Here is a 17,065-nt window from a genome sequence, read left to right as displayed (position 1 = left end):
GCAGGCGCCGCACTCTGGAGTTCTTATCATGCCCGTGTCCGCCTTGGCAGGTCTGACCTTGCTGGTGATCGGCGAAAGCCATCTGACTCTGAACAACTATCTGCGCGAGCCGCTGCAAAAGGCGCTGTTGGCGCAAGGCGCGGCGCACGTGCATACGGTGGGCGCCTGCGGCGCCAGCCCGGGACGCTTCCTCAAGGCCACACAAGTGGATTGCGGCGCCGACCAGGTCGACAACAAGCCGGCCGTGGTGTTGGGCAAGGAAGCCAAGACCACGCCGATCACCGAACTGATCCAGAAGGACAAGCCGGATGTCGTGATCGTGATCATGGGTGACACCATGGGCTCCTACGACAAGCCGACGTTCCCCAAGACCTGGGCATGGCAGGAAACCACGGGCCTGACCAAGGCCATCGCCAGCACCAACACGACGTGCATCTGGGTGGGTCCCGCATGGGGCACCGAAGGCGGCCCGTACAGCAAGAACAACGCGCGCACGCTGGAGCTGTCGAAGTTCCTCGCTTCGAACGTGGCGCCTTGCGAATACATCGATTCACTCAAGTTTTCCAAGCCTGGCGAGTGGCAGACCCTGGACGGTGAGCACTTCACCCAGGTGGGTTACGCCGGTTGGACCAAAGGCATCATCACCGCGCTGCAAGCCTCTCCCGCCCTTTCGAAGCTGAAGAAGAAATGAAAAATTCGCTGATCCTGCTGGCGTTTGCCGGCCTGCTTTCGACCACTGCCGCGATGGCTGTCGAAGTCCCTCTCTACGAGACCGGCCCCGCCGAAGATTCGTCCTTCGTGCGCTTCGTCAATGGCGGTCAGCAAGCCGTGGAAGTCATCGCGACCGGCTCGAACGCACGCCTGTCGATGGACGCGGCAAAGCCGGCGTCCAACTTCCTGCCGATCAAGGCGGGCAAGGCCATTGAAGGTGCGTTAGTGCGGGGCAACAGCAAGCAGAACGTGTCGGTCACGGTACAACCCGGCGAGTTCGCCAGCGTGGTCGCACTGGATGATGCGAAGGGTGGATTGCGCAGCGTCATCGTGCGCGAGCAGCCGGACGACTTCAACGCGTTGAAGGCCTCGGTGGCCTTCTACAACGTCGACGCGCAATGCGCGTCGGCAGCCTTGTTGGCGGCGGGCCGCAACATCGTGCTGGTCGATGATGTGCCCGAAGGCCAGGTCAAGCGGCGCCAGATCAATCCGGTGCCGCTGAGCGTGCAATTGTCTTGCGGTGGCCAACCCGTTGGCAATCCGGTGGACCTGGGCTCCTTGGAAGCCGGGCAACGCTATACGGTCTTCCTGGTGCCGGACGGCAAGGGTTCGAGGATATTCAACGCGACCGATACGGTAGCGCGTTGACATGGCGGCGCGGCGCGCCGCCGTCCCTCAGGGCGCGTCAGCGGCAGGCAGGGATGGGCAGCGGATGCTGCGTGCCATCGGCGGCGGTATACGGACGCTGATAGATAGGATCGGTGAACGCCACGGCAGGATCGACGAAGGTCCAGCCATGGCTTTCGAACATCGTCAGGATGTCCGGCAGCAGGACGGTGTTCAAGCCATTGGTATGCAGCAGCAGGACATGCACCGGACTGCGGCCCAGCTGCTGTTGCCATACCGTTTGTTGTTTCTCCACTTCCTGCCACAAGCGGTCGAGATAGGGCTTGCGAAATTGGTCGATGTTCAACGACGGATTCTTGTTCGCCGCGGCAACGAAGCGCGCGCTGTAGTTCCAATCATCGATGCCTATCGTGATGGGCGCCACGCCGTAGCCATGCTGGGCCAACAGGTTGTAGAAGCGATTGCGCCGCTCGGGCGTATTGCCCTCGTTGAGATAGGGCAGGCGCACACGCGGGCACCAGCCGGGCATCTTGCCGACCAGCGCCTGTTCGCGCAGCACGTCCTGCATGAAGGCTTCGGGCGTGACGTTGTCGAGAAAGCCTTGGTGCGTGTAGGTGTGATTGCCGATGGCATGGCCGGCGGCGCCCCACGCGCGCACCAGCGCCAGTCCTTCCGGACTGTCGATGACCACACCCGCCGGGAAGAACATGGCGCGAACGTGATGCTTGGCAAGCGTATCGAGCAGATGCGCGTTCCACTGCGCGGCGCGCGGTTCGTTGCGCGGATCCATACCGTCATCGAACGTGATGGCCACGCTCTGTGCCATCGCATGGCAAGACAGCAAGGATATCGTCGCGAGCGCCGCAACGCGGCCTGCTGCGGCAAGAATTCGGCGGAAGAATTTCGGCTTGGTCATCATGCCGCTGATTCTAATCCTGCCTTCCCGCTCGCCGCTATCCCGCGGTGGGTTCAACCGTTCCACTGACACGAAAATAATCGAGCAATGGTCTTCGCCTCCCTGGAATTCCTGACGCTGTTCCTGCCGGCGTTCCTCGTGATCTATGCGTTGTCGCCGCAACGCGCCCGTAACTTCGTCCTGCTTGTCGGCAGCTGGCTGTTCTATAGCTGGCTCAAGCCCATCTATCTGCTGCTGCTGGTTTCCGTGACCGTCGTGGCTTGGGGTGGCGGCTTGCTGATCGAACAGTTCCGCGCGGGCCATGGCCGCAAGTGGCTGCTGGTGCTGCTGCTGACGGCCAACGGTGGCGTGCTGTGCTGGTACAAGTACGCCAACATTCTGGTGTCCACCTTCAACGACATCGCGGCCATGGGCGGCGCCATGCCGGTGGCGTGGGAGCGAGTGGCCTTGCCCGCCGGCTTGTCCTTCTTCGTGCTGCAGGCCGTGTCCTATCTGGTCGACGTCTATCGCCAGGACGTGCGCGCCGAGCGCAGCTTCATCGACTTCGCCGCCTACAAGGCGATGTTCGGCCAGCTGATCGCGGGCCCCATCATCCGCTGGGCCTGGGTCGACAAGGAAATGGCCCATCGCACGATGGACTGGGAGAACTTCTGCCTGGGCGCGCGCCGCTTCATGGTCGGCATGAGCATGAAGGTGCTGATCGCCGATACCTTGGCGCCCGTGGTGGACGCCGCATTCGCCTTGCACCAGCCTACGCTGGCCGATGCATGGATAGGTTGCGGCGCCTACACGCTGCAGCTCTTCTTCGACTTCGCGGGCTACAGCGCGATGGCGATCGGGCTGGGGCTGATGATGGGCTTCCATCTTCCCGAGAACTTCAATCATCCTTATCTGGCGCGCAGCATCCAGGACTTCTGGCGCCGCTGGCACCTGTCCTTGTCCAGCTGGATTCGCGACTACCTCTACATACCCATGGGCGGTAATCGCGGGGGTGTGTGGAAGACGTATCGCAACCTGCTCCTGACCATGGGCATCGCCGGCCTGTGGCACGGCGGCGAAAGCTGGAACTTCCTGCTGTGGGGGCTCGCGCATGGCGCCGCGCTTGCGGTAGCGCGCGCGTGGAACAGCAACGGACTGCCCGCGGTGCCGGTATGGCTGTCGCGCATCCTCACGCTGTTGTTCGTCATGCTCGCATGGACGATCTTCCGCGCGACCAACTTCCACACTGCATTGAACATGTATCGCGGCCAGTTCGGCCTGAACGGCGTGGGCCTGGGCGACGCCATGATGTTCACGCTACGGCCCGCGCATTACCTGGCGGCCGCATTGGGCATCCTGTGCGTCGTATTGCCCGCGCTGCAGCCCTGGTGGTCTTCGCGTCCAGCGACGCGCCTGCGGGTATTCTGGAGCGCGCTATGGCCCGTCGCGGGCTTCCTTCTGGCCTACGCACTGATCGCTTCGCGCGGTGCCGTGCCTTTCCTGTACTTCCAGTTCTGAGGCGGACACGATGAACACTCGTCCCGAACAACCGCCCACCCTGAATCCCGACACGCTGAACCGGCGCAACGCGCGCCTGGCCGGCGTGGTGTTGGTGGCCTTCATGGGTGTTGGCGCGATCAGCAACGCCTGGTGGACCTGGACCGGCGATCACACCTTCCTGCCCGACGACATATCGACACACCGCGTGCTCGATGGCGGCGTCACGCATGACATGTCGATGCGTCTGGCGGATATGGACTTCAGCAGCGAAGCCGCGCGTTTGCAGCGCGGCCTGGGCTGGCTGACCTTGCGCGACCTGGGCGACCGCGTACGGCGCGGCTGCCCGGGTTGGCTATTCCTTGGCGATGAATTGCAGATTCATCCCGACGGCGCCGCCAACGCGAAAGCACGCGCCGACATCGTCGCGCAATTGCAGCAGACGCTGGCCAGGCGCGGCATCAAGTTGCTGGTGACCGTGGTACCCGACAAGAGCCGCATCGAAACCGCGCGCCTATGCGATCTGCACCGGCCCGCGATTTTCCAGGATCGCGTATCCAGCTGGGTCCAGACGCTGCAAGGGCAGGGCGTGCAAACCCTGGATCTGACCGCCACCCTGGCGGGGTTGGGCCAGGACGCCTATTACCGCACCGATACGCACTGGACCGAAACCGGCGCGGGTGCGGCGGCGCGCGTCGTCGCTGACCAGATCAAGCAGACGGGCGTGCCCTTGCAACCGCCACAGGCTTATCGCGTCACCGCGCTGCCGGCCGCGCCCCGTCCGGGCGATCTGGTCCGCCTGGCCGGTGTCGACTGGCTGCCCGCCAGCCTGCAGCCGCCTGGCGAGGTGGTCGAGCAGCACACGTGGACCGCGCAAGCCGCGCCTGCCGCGGCCGGTGCGGCCGCCAGCTCGGACGACCTGTTCGGCGACAGTGGACTGCCGACCCTGGCGCTCATTGGCACGTCGTATTCGCGCACCTCTGCCTTCGCGCCGCAGTTGTCCCAGGCCCTGGGCGTGGCCGTTGGCAACTTCGCGCGCGACGGCGGCAAGTTCGGCGGGGCGGCGCAGGCCTACTTCAAAAGCGTGGCCTGGAAGCAGACGCCGCCGAAGTTGATCATTTGGGAGATGGACGAGCGCGACCTGCAAACGCCGCTCACCGCGGAGGACAAAGTCCACTTCTAGGTTCTGGCTTTCCAGATAGCGGTCCAAATCGGCGCCTGCGGGGTTTTACCCTATGCAGGCGCCTTTTTTTTCCACCGTTTTCAGCCGCTTACCCCCAGGACATCCACAGCCTTATCCCCGGCTTCCGCACATCTTGTCCCCAAGGTTTTCCCCGTGGTTTTCACAGGCTATCCCCGGATTTGTCCCCAGGCTGGAAACCTCGTTCGATAAAAAAGCCCCGCGTTTGCGGGGCTTAGCGTTTCACGACGTTATTGAGTTCTCTTTGTGCGCCGTCCTTGCATCGATCGTGTCTTGCGGGTGAATCAGGCGAATTCGGTGCGGCCGCTGTCGTCGCCTTCGCTGACCTTGACCAGGTCCTGGAACGTGGCGTTGTCCACATCGCCGATCATGCCGATGCCGGCAGCCTTGGCTTGTTCCAGTTCAGCTTGCACTTGTGCACGGCTGACACCTTCGTCGGCCTGACCGTAGGTGCCTTGGAAAGGCGCGTTGTCAGGATCGCCCAAAGGCGTGGCCGCTTGAGCGGCGCCGGCGATCATGGCCAGGGAAACTACAACTGCGCTAGCTAGGATTTTCATTTCAAACTCCAGTCCGGTTAGGTCGGTTCAGGGGGCGGTACCCACCGCGCGCCTGCTGAACCGTTTCTCTATGGACTGAATTGTGCGCCGCGTCCGACTCCGGATAAACCCTAGCTATCGAAAAAGATTTATCCAAAAAAACGACTAATCGGTCTATAGATAGGCGGATTGGCGCTATGTCTGTGCTCCGCACGGAGGTCAGACACCAGATTTGAAGCCCGTACTGATGAGCTGTGGATAACGTCTATGCCGCCGAGTTGTGCACACGTTGTGGAAGAAATCTGGACAAAGGTGTATTCCGATCGCTTCCCGGAAAGTTGCTCAACTTTGGGCACGGCCGAAAACAGAGTTGGTCCACATCGAAAAAGTCGTGCAAGCTGTTGATAACGATAGGTTTTTCAAGGTTGATGCAGTTATCCACAGACACCCACCATAATCATTCTATTTATATAGAAAAGAAGGTGTGAAAAACACTTCTTCTCTTACCTCCACCAGGTGACCTGCAAAAAAACAGCTTTGGTCAGGGTCTTGGCTATGGGTTGCTTAAGCAGCTTGCCGAACCTGGTGTGCGAAATGACACAACTGGTCCAGGGGTGGTCAATGCTTGACCAGGACCGAAGTGGCCGGGAAGGAAAGGCTGCTCTCTTTTTGACCATCCTCGGTTTGCCAGCAAGCGAGCAGAGGCCTCTGGAGGGTTGAACGGCACTGCGGACGGGGTTGCATGTACACCAAGGGCTGCGCAAACGCTCCAGGCCGTGGATAACTCGTCCTGACGGGTTCGGCAGGGACCTGGTTTCCCCGAAATTCGCCGCGCCTGCTCACGAACTGAGCGTTTTTTGCTCGCTACGGGGGAAGGCTTAGGCCTTATCCACAAATTTTTTGAAAAACAAGGGCGCAGGTGTGCGTCTGAGCACTTTTCCTGGTGTCGATCACAAATTTTGGGGGCTGCCGAACAGCGATGTCCACAGAGGACAGGCGACTTTGCCTTGTCGGGCGCGCGATGCCCTGTGGATAAGCTCTAAGTAGCGGACTTGTGCACAGCGTGTGGATGGTACTGGCACAAATACCCCTTACGATCGTTCACGGGAAAGTTGCTCAACCTTGGCGCACATCGAAAACAGAACTGCTGCACAAGCAAAAACGCGTGCAAGTTTCTGAAAACTCAAATTTTTTTTGAGTTGATGGAGTTATCCACAGTCCTTATCCATCATTACTCTTTATATATAGAAGAGATAGGTGAATAACTTAGTTCGTGGGAACAGCGGGGACAAACCGGTGCTCTCGCAGCCCGCTTCACGGCGCACAGCTCTTCACAGAAAGTGAAGAGTCCTGGAACCCTGACCATGGCTTTTGCTTATGGCAAGAGACCCAGTGGTGGTGCGTAGTCAAAAAAAAGCCCCCAGACGGCGCCATGGCGCTTCTCTGGGGGCTTTTGACCTGCGGGTATACCGCAGGGAAGGTTGACGGCTTAGACGCGCTGCAATTTCTCCAGGGCGGCATCCAGCGTGTCATCTTTCTTGGCGAAGCAGAAACGGACCAGCTTGTGGTTCGACTCCGGCGCATCCGGGCGCTGATAGAAGGCGGAGATGGGGATAACCGTGACGCCATGGTCCACCGTCAGCCAGCGGGCGAAATCCGCTTCGGGCAGATCGGACATCGCCGAGTAGTCGGCCATCAGGAAGAAGGTGCCGGGACTGGGTAGGGGTTTGAAGCGCGTCTTGGCCAGACCCTGGCTAAGGCGATCCCGCTTGGCCTGGTAGAACGCCGGCAGGTCCAGGTAGGGCTTCGGGTCGTTCATGAACTCAGCCAAGGCGAATTGCATCGGCGAGGACACGGTGAACACCATGAACTGGTGAACCTTGCGCAGCTCCAGGCTCAGCTGGCGCGGCGCGCAGCAATAGCCGATCTTCCAGCCGGTGGTGTGATACGTCTTGCCGAAGGACGAAATGATGAAGGCATGTTCAGCCAGCAGGGGGCGCCGGGCCAGGCTGGCATGCGGTTTCCCGTCGAACACGATGTGCTCATAGACTTCGTCCGATACCAGCAGGATGCCGGTGTCGCGCACGATCTGCTCGAGGGCGTCCAGATCGCTGTCGTCCAGTACCGCGCCGGTCGGGTTGTGCGGGAAGTTCAGCATCAGCAGCCGGCTCTTCGGCGTGATGGCGTCCCGCACCCGCTGCCAATCGATGCGGTAGTAGGGATCGGCCTCAGTGGGCGCCCGCAGCGGCACCGGGACGGCCGTGGCGCCGGCCAGGCGGATGGAGGGCAGGTAGGAGTCATAGCAGGGCTCGATGACGATGACTTCGTCACCGGGGCCCACGGCGGCCAGTACGGTGGCCATCAAGGCTTCGGTCGCGCCGCTGGTGACGGTGATTTCCGTCTCCGGATCGTAGGCATGGCCGTACAGGTCCTTGGTCTTGCGGGCGATGGCTTCGCGCAGGGGAGCGACGCCGGTCATGTAGGGATACTGGTTATGGCCGTCGGCCATGGCCTTGTCGACCAGCTTCAGCAGCCGCGGATCCGGATTGAAATCCGGAAAGCCTTGTCCCAGATTGACTGCTTTGTGCTCGATGGCCAGGCGGCTCATGACAGTAAAGATAGTGGTGCCCACGTCGGGCAACTTGGATCGGATCATGGTGTGTCGGTAGAGGGGTTGTGACCTGTGGGGTGAAGTATCCCACCATTGGCCGAGCTCTGCGGGACGGGTTTTTTGTGGCGGGCAAGCGACGGGGCAAGCGACCGGCAAGGGGCAGGGCGAGGGCACTTTGAGGGGCCGGCTGTGATGGCCAGTTGAAAAAATGCCACATAAGGGTAAACAGCAAATGTGCCCGCCGGGCCCTCGTGAGTATGCTCGTTCGGCAGTGATATTCATGCCGGGCGTCATTATCTGTTCGCTAACCCTCGGCCCACCCCTGAGACACGGCGGGCTCGGCTTAAGCATGGCTTTGCGGTTGGTAAAAACGCAATTTTTGAATAACACCGCCTACCGTACGTGTTACTTGAGGATCTGAGGATATGAAGGGCAAAGTGAAGTGGTTCAACGCCGACAAGGGCTATGGTTTCATTACCCCGGAAGAGGGTGGTACTGACGTGTTCGCCCACTTCTCGGCGATCCAGGGCCGCGGGTACCGCAGCCTGAACGAAGGCCAGGATGTGGAATACGATGTGAAGGAAGGCCCGAAGGGGCCCCAAGCGGCGGAGATCCGACCGCTCTAATCCGGGTAATCCGTTACCCGCGCCGACCAGCCGGCACCAAACGCCCCGCGACCTGCAAGGTCCGGGGCGTTTTTCATTGCGGGGTCTGCCGCCGTGGGCGCCGGGGTTGCCTCGGCAGCAGGGGCGGTTGCGGCGCTTCAGGTCCGGGCGCTTGTTTGTGCATAACTATGTGAGTAACTGTGGGATATCCCGGGAGTACTTATGCGGCCTGGCTGCCGGCTGGTGGGAGATCTCGTGCGCGGCAGAGATATCCCCAGATGAAGTTATACACAGCTTGCGCACCCATATAAGGGTGCAGTCCGGCAGCTCTTAGGGATGAATATCCCCATGGGGCGAGCAATCTTTATAGGGGTTTTTGTAAAACGGTGTCGTTTTATGCCCTGCAATTGGTATTTTTGGCCGCTGAGGGCTCGGCTGGCTCCCTTCGTTAGAAGGGGCATGAAGCGGGCCGTGGGAGGTTATTCACAAAACTATCCCCAGGTTTATCGCTGGCCTTTTGCCGATGTACGGGGTGCGCCACGGAGTATGGATTTGCCTGTGGATTACTTTTACGAGGGTGAGCAAAGAGTGGGCGGTCGTCTTTATTGGATGGCCAAGCCTTTGTGGCGGCCATCGCGGAGGAGTCCCGGCGCAGGCGGATGGGCGCGAGAATGTCTCAGCCTTTCGGGCTAGGGCATTTACCCGTGATGTTTCACGTGGAACATGGAACGCGGAGCGTTGCACGTGGAATGGTGAATAAAGAGAGGCAAATGTGACGCGGTGAATAGGGCCAGGTGAATCGGGAGAGGTAGACGTTATACGGGGGGATTCGGTCTGGCTTCTTGCGCTCGCCGGCTCAGCACCGCAGACATCCTCCACATTTATGCTTGGCCCCTATGTTCCACGTGAAACAACGCGGCCTTTTGGCTGCCTCTTGGCTGCGTCTGTGTCGGCCGGCAGCAACAAGTTGGTGTTGCGGTACTGATCTCTATACCTATCCCTGGATGCCTTGCGACGCTAAGGCTAAACTCCACATCTTGCTTCGCTATGCCATCTTTGGGTAATTCGTCATCCAGGAATGTTCCACGTGAAACATACCCAGGTCTTCACGGAGGTGGCACTCGCCAGGCCGCCATCGCCCATATCTGCACCTGCCGTTCAACACGGATCACTCAGCTGGGCTCGCGATGTTGAATGGTACCCAGATCCCACGCGCGCCTGGACAGGTTGAGCGACGCCCAAAATAGAGTTATTTGGGCCTAGGGGTAGGGTAGGGGCAGAACAAAGACATTTTCGTGCGCGCCCCCGACCTTCGATGTAGACCGTTTCGGCCCCACCCGTTGTTTCACGTGAAACATGGCACGGCCCCGGCGGCGAATTTATAATCCCCACCTACAGCTCTTTATTTGATTTGCGAAAAATGGATTATCCCCGTGAGTTCGACGTGATCGTGGTAGGCGGTGGCCATGCCGGAACGGAAGCCGCCCTGGCCTCCGCCCGCGCCGGCGCCAAGACCCTGCTGCTCACCCACAACATCGAGACCCTGGGTCAGATGTCCTGCAATCCCTCCATCGGCGGGATCGGCAAGGGCCATCTGGTCAAGGAAATCGACGCGTTGGGCGGCGCCATGGCGATCGCCACCGACGAGGCGGGCATCCAGTTCCGCATCTTGAACAGCTCCAAGGGCCCCGCGGTTCGCGCGACTCGCGCGCAGGCGGACCGGGTCCTTTATCGCAAAGCCATCCGCACCCGTCTGGAAAACCAGCCCAACCTGTGGCTGTTCCAGCAGGCGGTGGACGACCTGATGGTGGAGGGCGATCGCGTCGTCGGCGCCGTCACCCAGATCGGCTTGAAGTTCTACGCACGCAAGGTCGTGCTGACGGCCGGCACTTTCCTGAATGGCCTGATCCACGTGGGTCTGCAGAACTACTCGGCTGGCCGCGCCGGTGACCCGCCCGCCATCTCGCTGGGCCAGCGCCTGAAGGAATTGAAGCTGCCGCAAGGACGCCTCAAGACCGGTACGCCCCCGCGCATCGATGGCCGCAGCATCAACTACAGCATTCTTGAAGAACAGCCGGGCGACCTCGACCCCGTCCCGGTGTTTTCCTTCATGGGCACGGCTGCCATGCACCCGCGGCAATTGCCCTGCTGGATTACCCACACGAACAGCCGCACGCACGACATCATCCGTGGCGGTCTCGATCGCTCGCCCATGTATAGCGGCGTCATCGAAGGAGTAGGTCCGCGCTACTGCCCGTCCATCGAAGACAAGATCCACCGGTTCGCCGACAAGTCTGCGCACCAGGTGTTTCTGGAGCCGGAGGGTCTGGACACCCATGAGGTCTACCCGAACGGTGTCTCGACCAGCCTGCCGTTCGACGTCCAGCTGGATCTGATCCATTCCTTGCCCGGCTTGGAGAATGCGCACATTCTTCGGCCTGGCTACGCCATCGAGTACGACTACTTCGATCCACGTGGATTGAAGTCGACCCTGGAAACGCGCGCCATCTCCGGTTTGTATTTCGCTGGCCAGATCAATGGCACGACAGGATATGAAGAGGCAGGTGCGCAAGGACTGCTGGCAGGTGTGAACGCCGCGCTGTCCGCCTTGGATAAAGAGCCCTGGGTGCCGCGCCGTGATGAAGCCTATTTAGGTGTGTTGGCGGATGACCTGATCACCCGCGGCGTTACCGAGCCCTATCGCATGTTCACTTCGCGCGCGGAGTATCGCCTTAGCCTGCGTGAAGACAACGCCGATTTGCGGCTTACCGAGATAGGTCGGCGCCTGGGCCTGATCGACGACGTTCGATGGGATGCATTCAATCGCAAACGCGACGCGGTGGAAAATGAAATCCAGCGTTTGCAATCCACTTGGGTCAATCCGCGTGTATTTCCGGCAGAAGCCGCAATGCCTCTGTTGGGACAGGCAATTGAACGTGAGTACTCACTCTCAGATCTGCTGAAACGGCCAGGTCTGACGTATCGCCAATTGATGGACGCGCGTAACGTCGACGGCAGCCTGCTGGCTGGCCCCGGGGTAGAGGACGGCGACGTCGCTCAGCAGATCGAAGTCCAGCTGAAGTACGCCGGCTACATCGCGCGGCAGCAGGATGAGGTGCAGAAGCAGCTGAGCCACGAACAGCAGGCCATCCCCGCCGACGTCGACTACGACGCCGTCACCAGCCTGTCGTTTGAAGTGCGCCAGAAGCTCAAGGCGCACCGTCCTGAAAACATCGGCCAGGCCGCGCGCATTTCCGGCGTGACTCCGGCGGCGATCTCTCTATTACTGATCCATCTGAAGCGCCTGCACTACAGCTCGCGCAAACACGCCGCATGAGCCCCGTTCAGAAGACTGGGGGGCTGGATGCCGGCGCGCGTCTGCGCGCGTGCTGCGAGGCGCTGGGGCTGTCTGTGAGCGACCGCCAGGTCGAACAGCTGCTTGCCTACCTCGCGCAGCTGCAGCGTTGGAACCGCACCTATAACCTGACGGCGCTGCGCGACCCCGACCAGATGCTGGTGCATCACGTATTCGACAGCCTGGCCGTCGTCGCGCCGCTGGATAGCGTCATGCCGGCCGCCGGCAAGCTGTTCGACATCGGTGCCGGCGCCGGCCTGCCTGGCGTCATCCTGGCCATCATGCGGCCTACCTGGCGCATCAGCTGCGTCGACGCCGTCGAAAAGAAAACTGCCTTCATACGCCAGATGACCGGCGTGTTGGGCCTTGCCAATCTGCAGTCCGTTCACGCGCGTGTCGAGCAACTGGACCCCGCGGGCTGCGACGTCGTCACGTCGCGGGCGTTTGCGTCCTTGCGCGACTTCGCCGATCTGGCCGGACGGCACGTGGCCGACGATGGTACCCTCGTCGCCTTGAAGGGAAAGTCTCCCGACGAAGAAATTGCCGAGCTGCAGTTGCAAGGCGCATGGCGTGTCGAAAACATCCAGCCCATTACGGTGCCGGAACTCGATGCGCAGCGTTGCCTAATCTGGATGCGCCGCGCGAGCGGCAGCCTAGGAACCCCATGAGCACTACACCCCCCAGCAAACCCGCACGCGTATTCTGCATCGCGAATCAGAAGGGCGGCGTCGGCAAGACCACGACCGCCATCAACCTGGCCGCTGGCCTGGCCACGCACGGTCAACGCGTGTTGCTGGTCGACCTCGATCCGCAGGGCAACGCGACCATGGGTAGCGGCATCGACAAGAGCTCGCTGGAGTCCAATCTCTATCAAGTGTTGATCGGTGAAGACTCGATCAGCGACGCACGCGTGCGCTCGGAAGCAGGGGGCTATGACGTGCTGCCCGCCAACCGTGAATTGGCCGGCGCGGAAATCGACCTGGTGCAGATGGAAGAGCGCGAGGGTCAACTCAAGGCTGCGCTCGATACGGTCGCCGACGACTACGATTTCGTTCTGATCGATTGTCCGCCCACGCTGTCGCTGTTGACCTTGAACGGCTTGGCCGCGGCGCATGGTGTCATCATCCCCATGCAGTGCGAATACTTCGCGCTGGAAGGGCTGTCGGACCTGGTCAACACCATCAAGCGCGTGCATCGCAATATCAATCCGGAGCTGCGCGTCATCGGCCTGTTGCGCGTGATGTTCGACCCGCGCATGACCCTGCAGCAGCAAGTGTCCGCACAGCTCGAAGCGCACTTCGGCGACAAGGTGTTCACGACCATCGTGCCGCGCAACGTGCGTCTTGCCGAAGCGCCCAGCCACGGCTTACCGGGCGTGGTCTATGACCGCAACTCGCGCGGCGCGCAGGCTTACATCTCGTTTGGCGCGGAGATGATCGAACGCGTCAGAACTCTTACGACTTGAACCTATGCAGATGATCGATACCGCGACGGCGTTGTCCACGCGCGACCCGCTCACCGCCCGCATGGAAGAAGCGGCGCTGAACGCGACGGTGGTGCGGCAACAGATGCTTTACGATGGCTGGCTCATGCGCTGGGCCGATGCCAAGGCGCGCCGCGCGCGCAGCATCAATCCGGTTGCCACGTCCTTGCTGGATATCGATGAGAAGCTGGCGTTTTGCCACGCGCATTATCAGCGCGTGGGACGCCCCCTGATTTTCCGTCTGAACTCTGCTTGCGTGGATCCCGCCCTGGATGCGCAATTGGAACAACGCGGCTACGAACGCACCGACGAAACGCTGGTCATGTCGGTCGACCTGCCGACGGCCGCGCCTTCCGCCGCACCCCTTCTGCATTACGAAGTGAGCACGCCCGAGCTGTTCGCGTCGGTCACCGGCAAGCTGCGCGACTACGGCGAAGAACACGTGCGCGAGCATCAACAACGTATCGCTGAAATCGCCGTTCCCAACGCACGCGTACTCGCGCGTGATGATGCAGGCCAGATCGTCGGCGCGGGCCTCGCCGTGATGGACGCAAGCGTCGTGGGCGTGTTCGACGTTGTCGTCATCCCGGAGGCGCGGCGGCGCGGTTATGGCCGCGCGTTGGTGGAACATTTGCTGGCGCAGGGCCGGGCGCATGGCGCGCGCCATGCGTACCTGCAAGTCGAGACGGGGAATGAAGCCGCGCGCAAGTTGTACGGCGCGATGGGCTTCGCCGAGCGTTACCGTTATTGGTATCGCGCGCCACAAGATAAACAGCCGGGTAAGGATTGAAAACTATGGCGACGAAAAAACCTAAAGGATTGGGGCGCGGTCTCGATGCATTGCTGGGCGCCGACGTGCCTGCGATAGACACTTTCAGCAAGACTGCCGTCAAGGAAAAGGAAGTCGAAGGCCCGCCATCGGTGTTGCCGGTCACGCGCATGCGCGCCGGCAAGTATCAGCCGCGCACGCGCATGGACGAAGGCGCGTTGACGGAACTGGCGGACTCCATCCGCACCCAGGGCATCATGCAGCCCATCCTGGTGCGCTCGCTGCCGGACGTTCCAGGTGAATATGAAATCATCGCGGGCGAACGCCGCTTTCGCGCGGCGCAGCTGGCCGGACTGAAGGAAGTGCCGGTGCTGGTGCGTGACGTCGCCGACGAACACGCCGCGGTGATGGCGCTGATCGAAAACATCCAGCGCGAAGACCTGAATCCTTTGGAAGAAGCGCAGGGTGTACGTCGTCTGCTGGACGAGTTCGGCCTGACGCATGAACAGGCCGCCCAGGCCATCGGCCGCTCGCGTTCCGCCACCAGCAACCTGCTGCGTTTGCTGAACCTGGCCGGGCCCGTGCAGACCATGTTGCTGGCTGGCGATGTGGACATGGGCCATGCCCGCGCCTTGCTCGCGGTGGATGCCGCGACGCAGATCCAGCTGGCCAATCTGATCGTCGCCAAACGCCTGTCGGTGCGTGAAGCGGAGAAGCTGGTGACCGCGGCGGGCATTGCCGCGGATCCCGTCGAACGCAAGAAGAAAACCTCCTCGTCGCGTGACGTGACGCGCCTGGAAGAGGCCTTGTCCGATTTCCTCGGTACCCGCGTGGCGTTGAAGATCAGCGCGCGTGAGCGTGGCCAGATCGTCATCGATTTCCATGGCTGGGAGCACTTGAACTCGCTTCTGGAAAAGCAGGGGCTGTCCGGCGTACTCGACGAGGCCTGAGCATGGTTCAAGCGTCCTCTTCGTCCACGCAGCCCACGCAGCCCGTTCAAGCTGCCGAGCACGTACAAACCGCAACGGCGTCCGATGGTGGCGCTGCCGACCATGGCTTGCCCTTGATTGCCGTGCTGGCCACGGGCGGCACCATCGCCGGTGTGCAGGCCAGTGCCACGTCATCGTCGTACGTGGCAGGCAGCATTTCGGTCGACCAGCTGCTGGCGTCCGTGCCACAGCTGGCGGGGCTCGCGCGTTTGCACACCGAACAGGTTGCCAACGTCGGCAGCCAGAACATGACGCATGCGGTCTGGCAAGCGCTGGCCGCGCGCGTACGTGCGCTGGATGTGGATCCGGACGTGCAGGGCGTCGTCGTCACGCATGGCACCGACACGCTCGAAGAGACGGCTTTCTTTCTTGGACTCACGGCACCGACGCGTAAACCGCTGGTGCTCGTTGGCGCGATGCGCCCGGCGACTGCGTTGAGCGCGGACGGTCCCGCGAATCTCTTTGCCGCCGTCGCCTTGGCGCGTCACCGGGCTGCCAGGGAGCAGGGGCCGCTGGTGATCATGAACGGCGACATCCACGCCGCGCGTGACGTGCAGAAGATCGCTGCCAGCGGCATCAACGCTTTCGCCTCGCCCAATGGCGGCCGCATTGGCGTGATGGTTGGTGTGGAGCCACTGTTCCACGGCCACGCGCAAAGCGCGTTCGACCACTTCGACCTGGACACCCTGGGGCCCGCCGCGCAATGGCCGCGCGTGGCCATCGTGTACGCGCATGCCGACCTGCAGGCGGATGTCATCGATGCGCTCGCCGCGATCTATGACGGCCTGGTATTGGCCGGCGTGGGCGACGGCAATGCCACCGATGCCGCGCTGGAAGCATTGAAGCGCGCGAGCGCCGCCGGCGTGGTTGTCGTGCGCGCCAGCCGCACCGGCAGTGGTTATGTAGGCCGTGGCGCCGAGGTCGACGATAGCGCGGCCGGCTTCGTCGCGGCAGGCGAATTGTCCGCGCAGAAGGCGCGCGTATTGTTGATGGTGGGACTGACCCGCACGCGTGACCCTGTCTGCTTGCAAGAGATCTTCGACCGGCGTTGAGAACAGCCGCGGAGCCATTCGCGTGACGCACCGCAATACGCCAAGAAAATATTCTCCACAGCGTTTGACAAGCTCAACAAACATCTCCATAATCTCGAATTCTCTGCGGAGGGGTGCCCGAGTGGTTAAAGGGGGCAGACTGTAAATCTGTTGGCCTTGCGCCTACATTGGTTCGAATCCAATCCCCTCCACCAGAATTCTTCAGCGATGCGCGAAAGCGTGTCGTAGCAGTGGCGGTACCAAGCAGAATGGATAACGGAATCCAGGCGCGGTTTGCCTGGATTTGCAATGTCTGGAACCTGTTTTGTGCCCTTGCCGGGTCCGGCAGCCAGGTGGTCTTTCTGGTAACGGTGCCTGCAGCACGCTGCGGAATGTTGGGCAGAGAAAGCAGTACGAGTTGTTGTGGCGGAAAGCCAGGTCGTCATGTGACGGCAATGCAGCAAAGCAGTGATGGCAGCAGGAAGTGAGTAGTACCCACCGACACAGTGCGGGTCAAAGGTAACGCGGGTGTAGCTCAATGGTAGAGCAGAAGCCTTCCAAGCTTATGACGAGGGTTCGATTCCCTTCACCCGCTCCACAGCATGCTGGCAGTAGCAGTACCTAAGTAAGCAGTAAACGCAGTAAAGCAAAATCGTACGGCAGTTTTCGTACAAGATTTCGCCCATGTGGCTCAGTGGTAGAGCACTCCCTTGGTAAGGGAGAGGTCACGCGTTCGATCCGCGTCATGGGCACCA

Annotated in this window: 14 protein-coding genes and 3 tRNA genes; 14 read left to right on the top strand and 3 right to left on the bottom strand. The window is 61.4% G+C overall.

Annotated elements, in window-relative coordinates; genetic code table 11:
- Positions 1-28: 28 nt before the first annotated feature.
- Both ASB57_RS22765 and ASB57_RS22760 read left to right on the top strand, forming a co-directional pair.
- Positions 29-691 (top strand): SGNH/GDSL hydrolase family protein, encoded by a 663-nt coding sequence (locus ASB57_RS22765; protein WP_057654265.1) that lies wholly within the window; start codon positions 29-31, stop codon positions 689-691.
- Positions 688-1,359 carry an alginate O-acetyltransferase AlgF gene (locus ASB57_RS22760; RefSeq protein ID WP_057654264.1) on the top strand — a complete coding sequence of 224 codons (672 nt, stop codon included), beginning with the start codon at positions 688-690 and terminating at the stop codon, positions 1,357-1,359. The genes ASB57_RS22765 and ASB57_RS22760 overlap by 4 nt, the downstream gene beginning before the upstream one ends.
- A 37-nt stretch (positions 1,360-1,396) precedes the next feature.
- Here the strand turns inward: ASB57_RS22760 and ASB57_RS22755 are convergent, their stop codons facing one another.
- A complete protein-coding gene (locus ASB57_RS22755; RefSeq protein WP_082621771.1) occupies positions 1,397-2,257 on the bottom strand; it encodes a polysaccharide deacetylase family protein in 861 nt (286 codons plus the stop codon).
- Positions 2,258-2,341: 84 nt separating this feature from the next.
- Here ASB57_RS22755 and ASB57_RS22750 point away from each other — a divergent pair, with 84 nt between their 5' ends.
- Together ASB57_RS22750 and ASB57_RS22745 are read left to right on the top strand one after the other, a co-directional pair.
- Complete coding sequence (locus tag ASB57_RS22750) at positions 2,342-3,751, top strand: MBOAT family protein (protein ID WP_057654262.1); 1,410 nt, start codon at positions 2,342-2,344, stop codon at positions 3,749-3,751.
- Between the two features lie 10 nt (positions 3,752-3,761).
- Positions 3,762-4,913 carry a cell division protein FtsQ gene (locus ASB57_RS22745; protein WP_057654261.1) on the top strand — a complete coding sequence of 384 codons (1,152 nt, stop codon included), beginning with the start codon at positions 3,762-3,764 and terminating at the stop codon, positions 4,911-4,913.
- 302 nt (positions 4,914-5,215) lie between these two features.
- On the opposite strand, the gene ASB57_RS22740 is transcribed toward ASB57_RS22745, so the two are convergent.
- Positions 5,216-5,488 (bottom strand): DUF4148 domain-containing protein, encoded by a 273-nt coding sequence (locus ASB57_RS22740; protein ID WP_082621770.1) that lies wholly within the window; start codon positions 5,486-5,488, stop codon positions 5,216-5,218.
- A gap of 1,468 nt (positions 5,489-6,956) precedes the next feature.
- Positions 6,957-8,123 (bottom strand): pyridoxal phosphate-dependent aminotransferase, encoded by a 1,167-nt coding sequence (locus tag ASB57_RS22735; protein ID WP_057654259.1) that lies wholly within the window; start codon positions 8,121-8,123, stop codon positions 6,957-6,959.
- A 380-nt stretch (positions 8,124-8,503) separates the two neighbouring features.
- On the opposite strand from ASB57_RS22735, the gene ASB57_RS22730 reads away from it, so the two are divergent.
- From ASB57_RS22730 to ASB57_RS22685, 10 genes are all read left to right on the top strand, one after another.
- Positions 8,504-8,704, top strand: coding sequence for a cold shock domain-containing protein (locus tag ASB57_RS22730; protein WP_057654258.1), 201 nt, complete (start codon positions 8,504-8,506; stop codon positions 8,702-8,704).
- Between the two features lie 1,399 nt (positions 8,705-10,103).
- The gene (gene mnmG, locus ASB57_RS22725; RefSeq protein WP_057654257.1) at positions 10,104-12,020 is read left to right on the top strand and encodes a tRNA uridine-5-carboxymethylaminomethyl(34) synthesis enzyme MnmG; all 1,917 of its coding nucleotides are present in this window, start codon (positions 10,104-10,106) and stop codon (positions 12,018-12,020) included.
- Entirely contained in the window at positions 12,017-12,706 is a 690-nt protein-coding gene (gene rsmG / locus ASB57_RS22720) for a 16S rRNA (guanine(527)-N(7))-methyltransferase RsmG (protein WP_057654256.1), read from the top strand. The genes mnmG and rsmG overlap by 4 nt, the downstream gene beginning before the upstream one ends.
- Complete coding sequence (locus ASB57_RS22715) at positions 12,703-13,503, top strand: ParA family protein (RefSeq protein WP_057654255.1); 801 nt, start codon at positions 12,703-12,705, stop codon at positions 13,501-13,503. The genes rsmG and ASB57_RS22715 overlap by 4 nt, the downstream gene beginning before the upstream one ends.
- 4 nt (positions 13,504-13,507) lie before the next feature.
- Positions 13,508-14,311, top strand: a complete 804-nt coding sequence (locus ASB57_RS22710) for a GNAT family N-acetyltransferase (RefSeq protein ID WP_057654254.1) — start codon at positions 13,508-13,510, stop codon at positions 14,309-14,311.
- Positions 14,312-14,316: 5 nt separating this feature from the next.
- Positions 14,317-15,240 (top strand): ParB/RepB/Spo0J family partition protein, encoded by a 924-nt coding sequence (locus ASB57_RS22705; RefSeq protein ID WP_057654253.1) that lies wholly within the window; start codon positions 14,317-14,319, stop codon positions 15,238-15,240.
- 2 nt (positions 15,241-15,242) lie between these two features.
- Entirely contained in the window at positions 15,243-16,331 is a 1,089-nt protein-coding gene (locus ASB57_RS22700) for an asparaginase (protein ID WP_082621769.1), read from the top strand.
- A gap of 107 nt (positions 16,332-16,438) precedes the next feature.
- Positions 16,439-16,525 (top strand) — tRNA-Tyr (locus ASB57_RS22695).
- Between the two features lie 309 nt (positions 16,526-16,834).
- Positions 16,835-16,908 (top strand) — tRNA-Gly (locus ASB57_RS22690).
- 82 nt (positions 16,909-16,990) lie between these two features.
- Positions 16,991-17,065, top strand: a tRNA-Thr gene (locus ASB57_RS22685).

The sequence above is a fragment of the Bordetella sp. N genome (assembly GCF_001433395.1).
Taxonomy (GTDB): Bacteria; Pseudomonadota; Gammaproteobacteria; order Burkholderiales; family Burkholderiaceae_B; genus Bordetella_C.
This window is presented reverse-complemented; position numbering and strand designations above follow the sequence as displayed.

What these genes read in the sequence shown, in the direction of transcription:
- ASB57_RS22765 (WP_057654265.1), top strand. Translation starts at nt 29, where the DNA reads ATGCCCGTGTCCGCCTTGGCAGGTCTGACCTTGCTGGTGATCGGCGAA.
- ASB57_RS22760 (WP_057654264.1), top strand. Translation starts at nt 688, where the DNA reads ATGAAAAATTCGCTGATCCTGCTGGCGTTTGCCGGCCTGCTTTCGACC.
- ASB57_RS22755 (WP_082621771.1), bottom strand. Translation starts at nt 2,257, where the DNA reads ATGATGACCAAGCCGAAATTCTTCCGCCGAATTCTTGCCGCAGCAGGC.
- ASB57_RS22750 (WP_057654262.1), top strand. Translation starts at nt 2,342, where the DNA reads ATGGTCTTCGCCTCCCTGGAATTCCTGACGCTGTTCCTGCCGGCGTTC.
- ASB57_RS22745 (WP_057654261.1), top strand. Translation starts at nt 3,762, where the DNA reads ATGAACACTCGTCCCGAACAACCGCCCACCCTGAATCCCGACACGCTG.
- ASB57_RS22740 (WP_082621770.1), bottom strand. Translation starts at nt 5,488, where the DNA reads ATGAAAATCCTAGCTAGCGCAGTTGTAGTTTCCCTGGCCATGATCGCC.
- ASB57_RS22735 (WP_057654259.1), bottom strand. Translation starts at nt 8,123, where the DNA reads ATGATCCGATCCAAGTTGCCCGACGTGGGCACCACTATCTTTACTGTC.
- ASB57_RS22730 (WP_057654258.1), top strand. Translation starts at nt 8,504, where the DNA reads ATGAAGGGCAAAGTGAAGTGGTTCAACGCCGACAAGGGCTATGGTTTC.
- mnmG (WP_057654257.1), top strand. Translation starts at nt 10,104, where the DNA reads ATGGATTATCCCCGTGAGTTCGACGTGATCGTGGTAGGCGGTGGCCAT.
- rsmG (WP_057654256.1), top strand. Translation starts at nt 12,017, where the DNA reads ATGAGCCCCGTTCAGAAGACTGGGGGGCTGGATGCCGGCGCGCGTCTG.
- ASB57_RS22715 (WP_057654255.1), top strand. Translation starts at nt 12,703, where the DNA reads ATGAGCACTACACCCCCCAGCAAACCCGCACGCGTATTCTGCATCGCG.
- ASB57_RS22710 (WP_057654254.1), top strand. Translation starts at nt 13,508, where the DNA reads ATGCAGATGATCGATACCGCGACGGCGTTGTCCACGCGCGACCCGCTC.
- ASB57_RS22705 (WP_057654253.1), top strand. Translation starts at nt 14,317, where the DNA reads ATGGCGACGAAAAAACCTAAAGGATTGGGGCGCGGTCTCGATGCATTG.
- ASB57_RS22700 (WP_082621769.1), top strand. Translation starts at nt 15,243, where the DNA reads ATGGTTCAAGCGTCCTCTTCGTCCACGCAGCCCACGCAGCCCGTTCAA.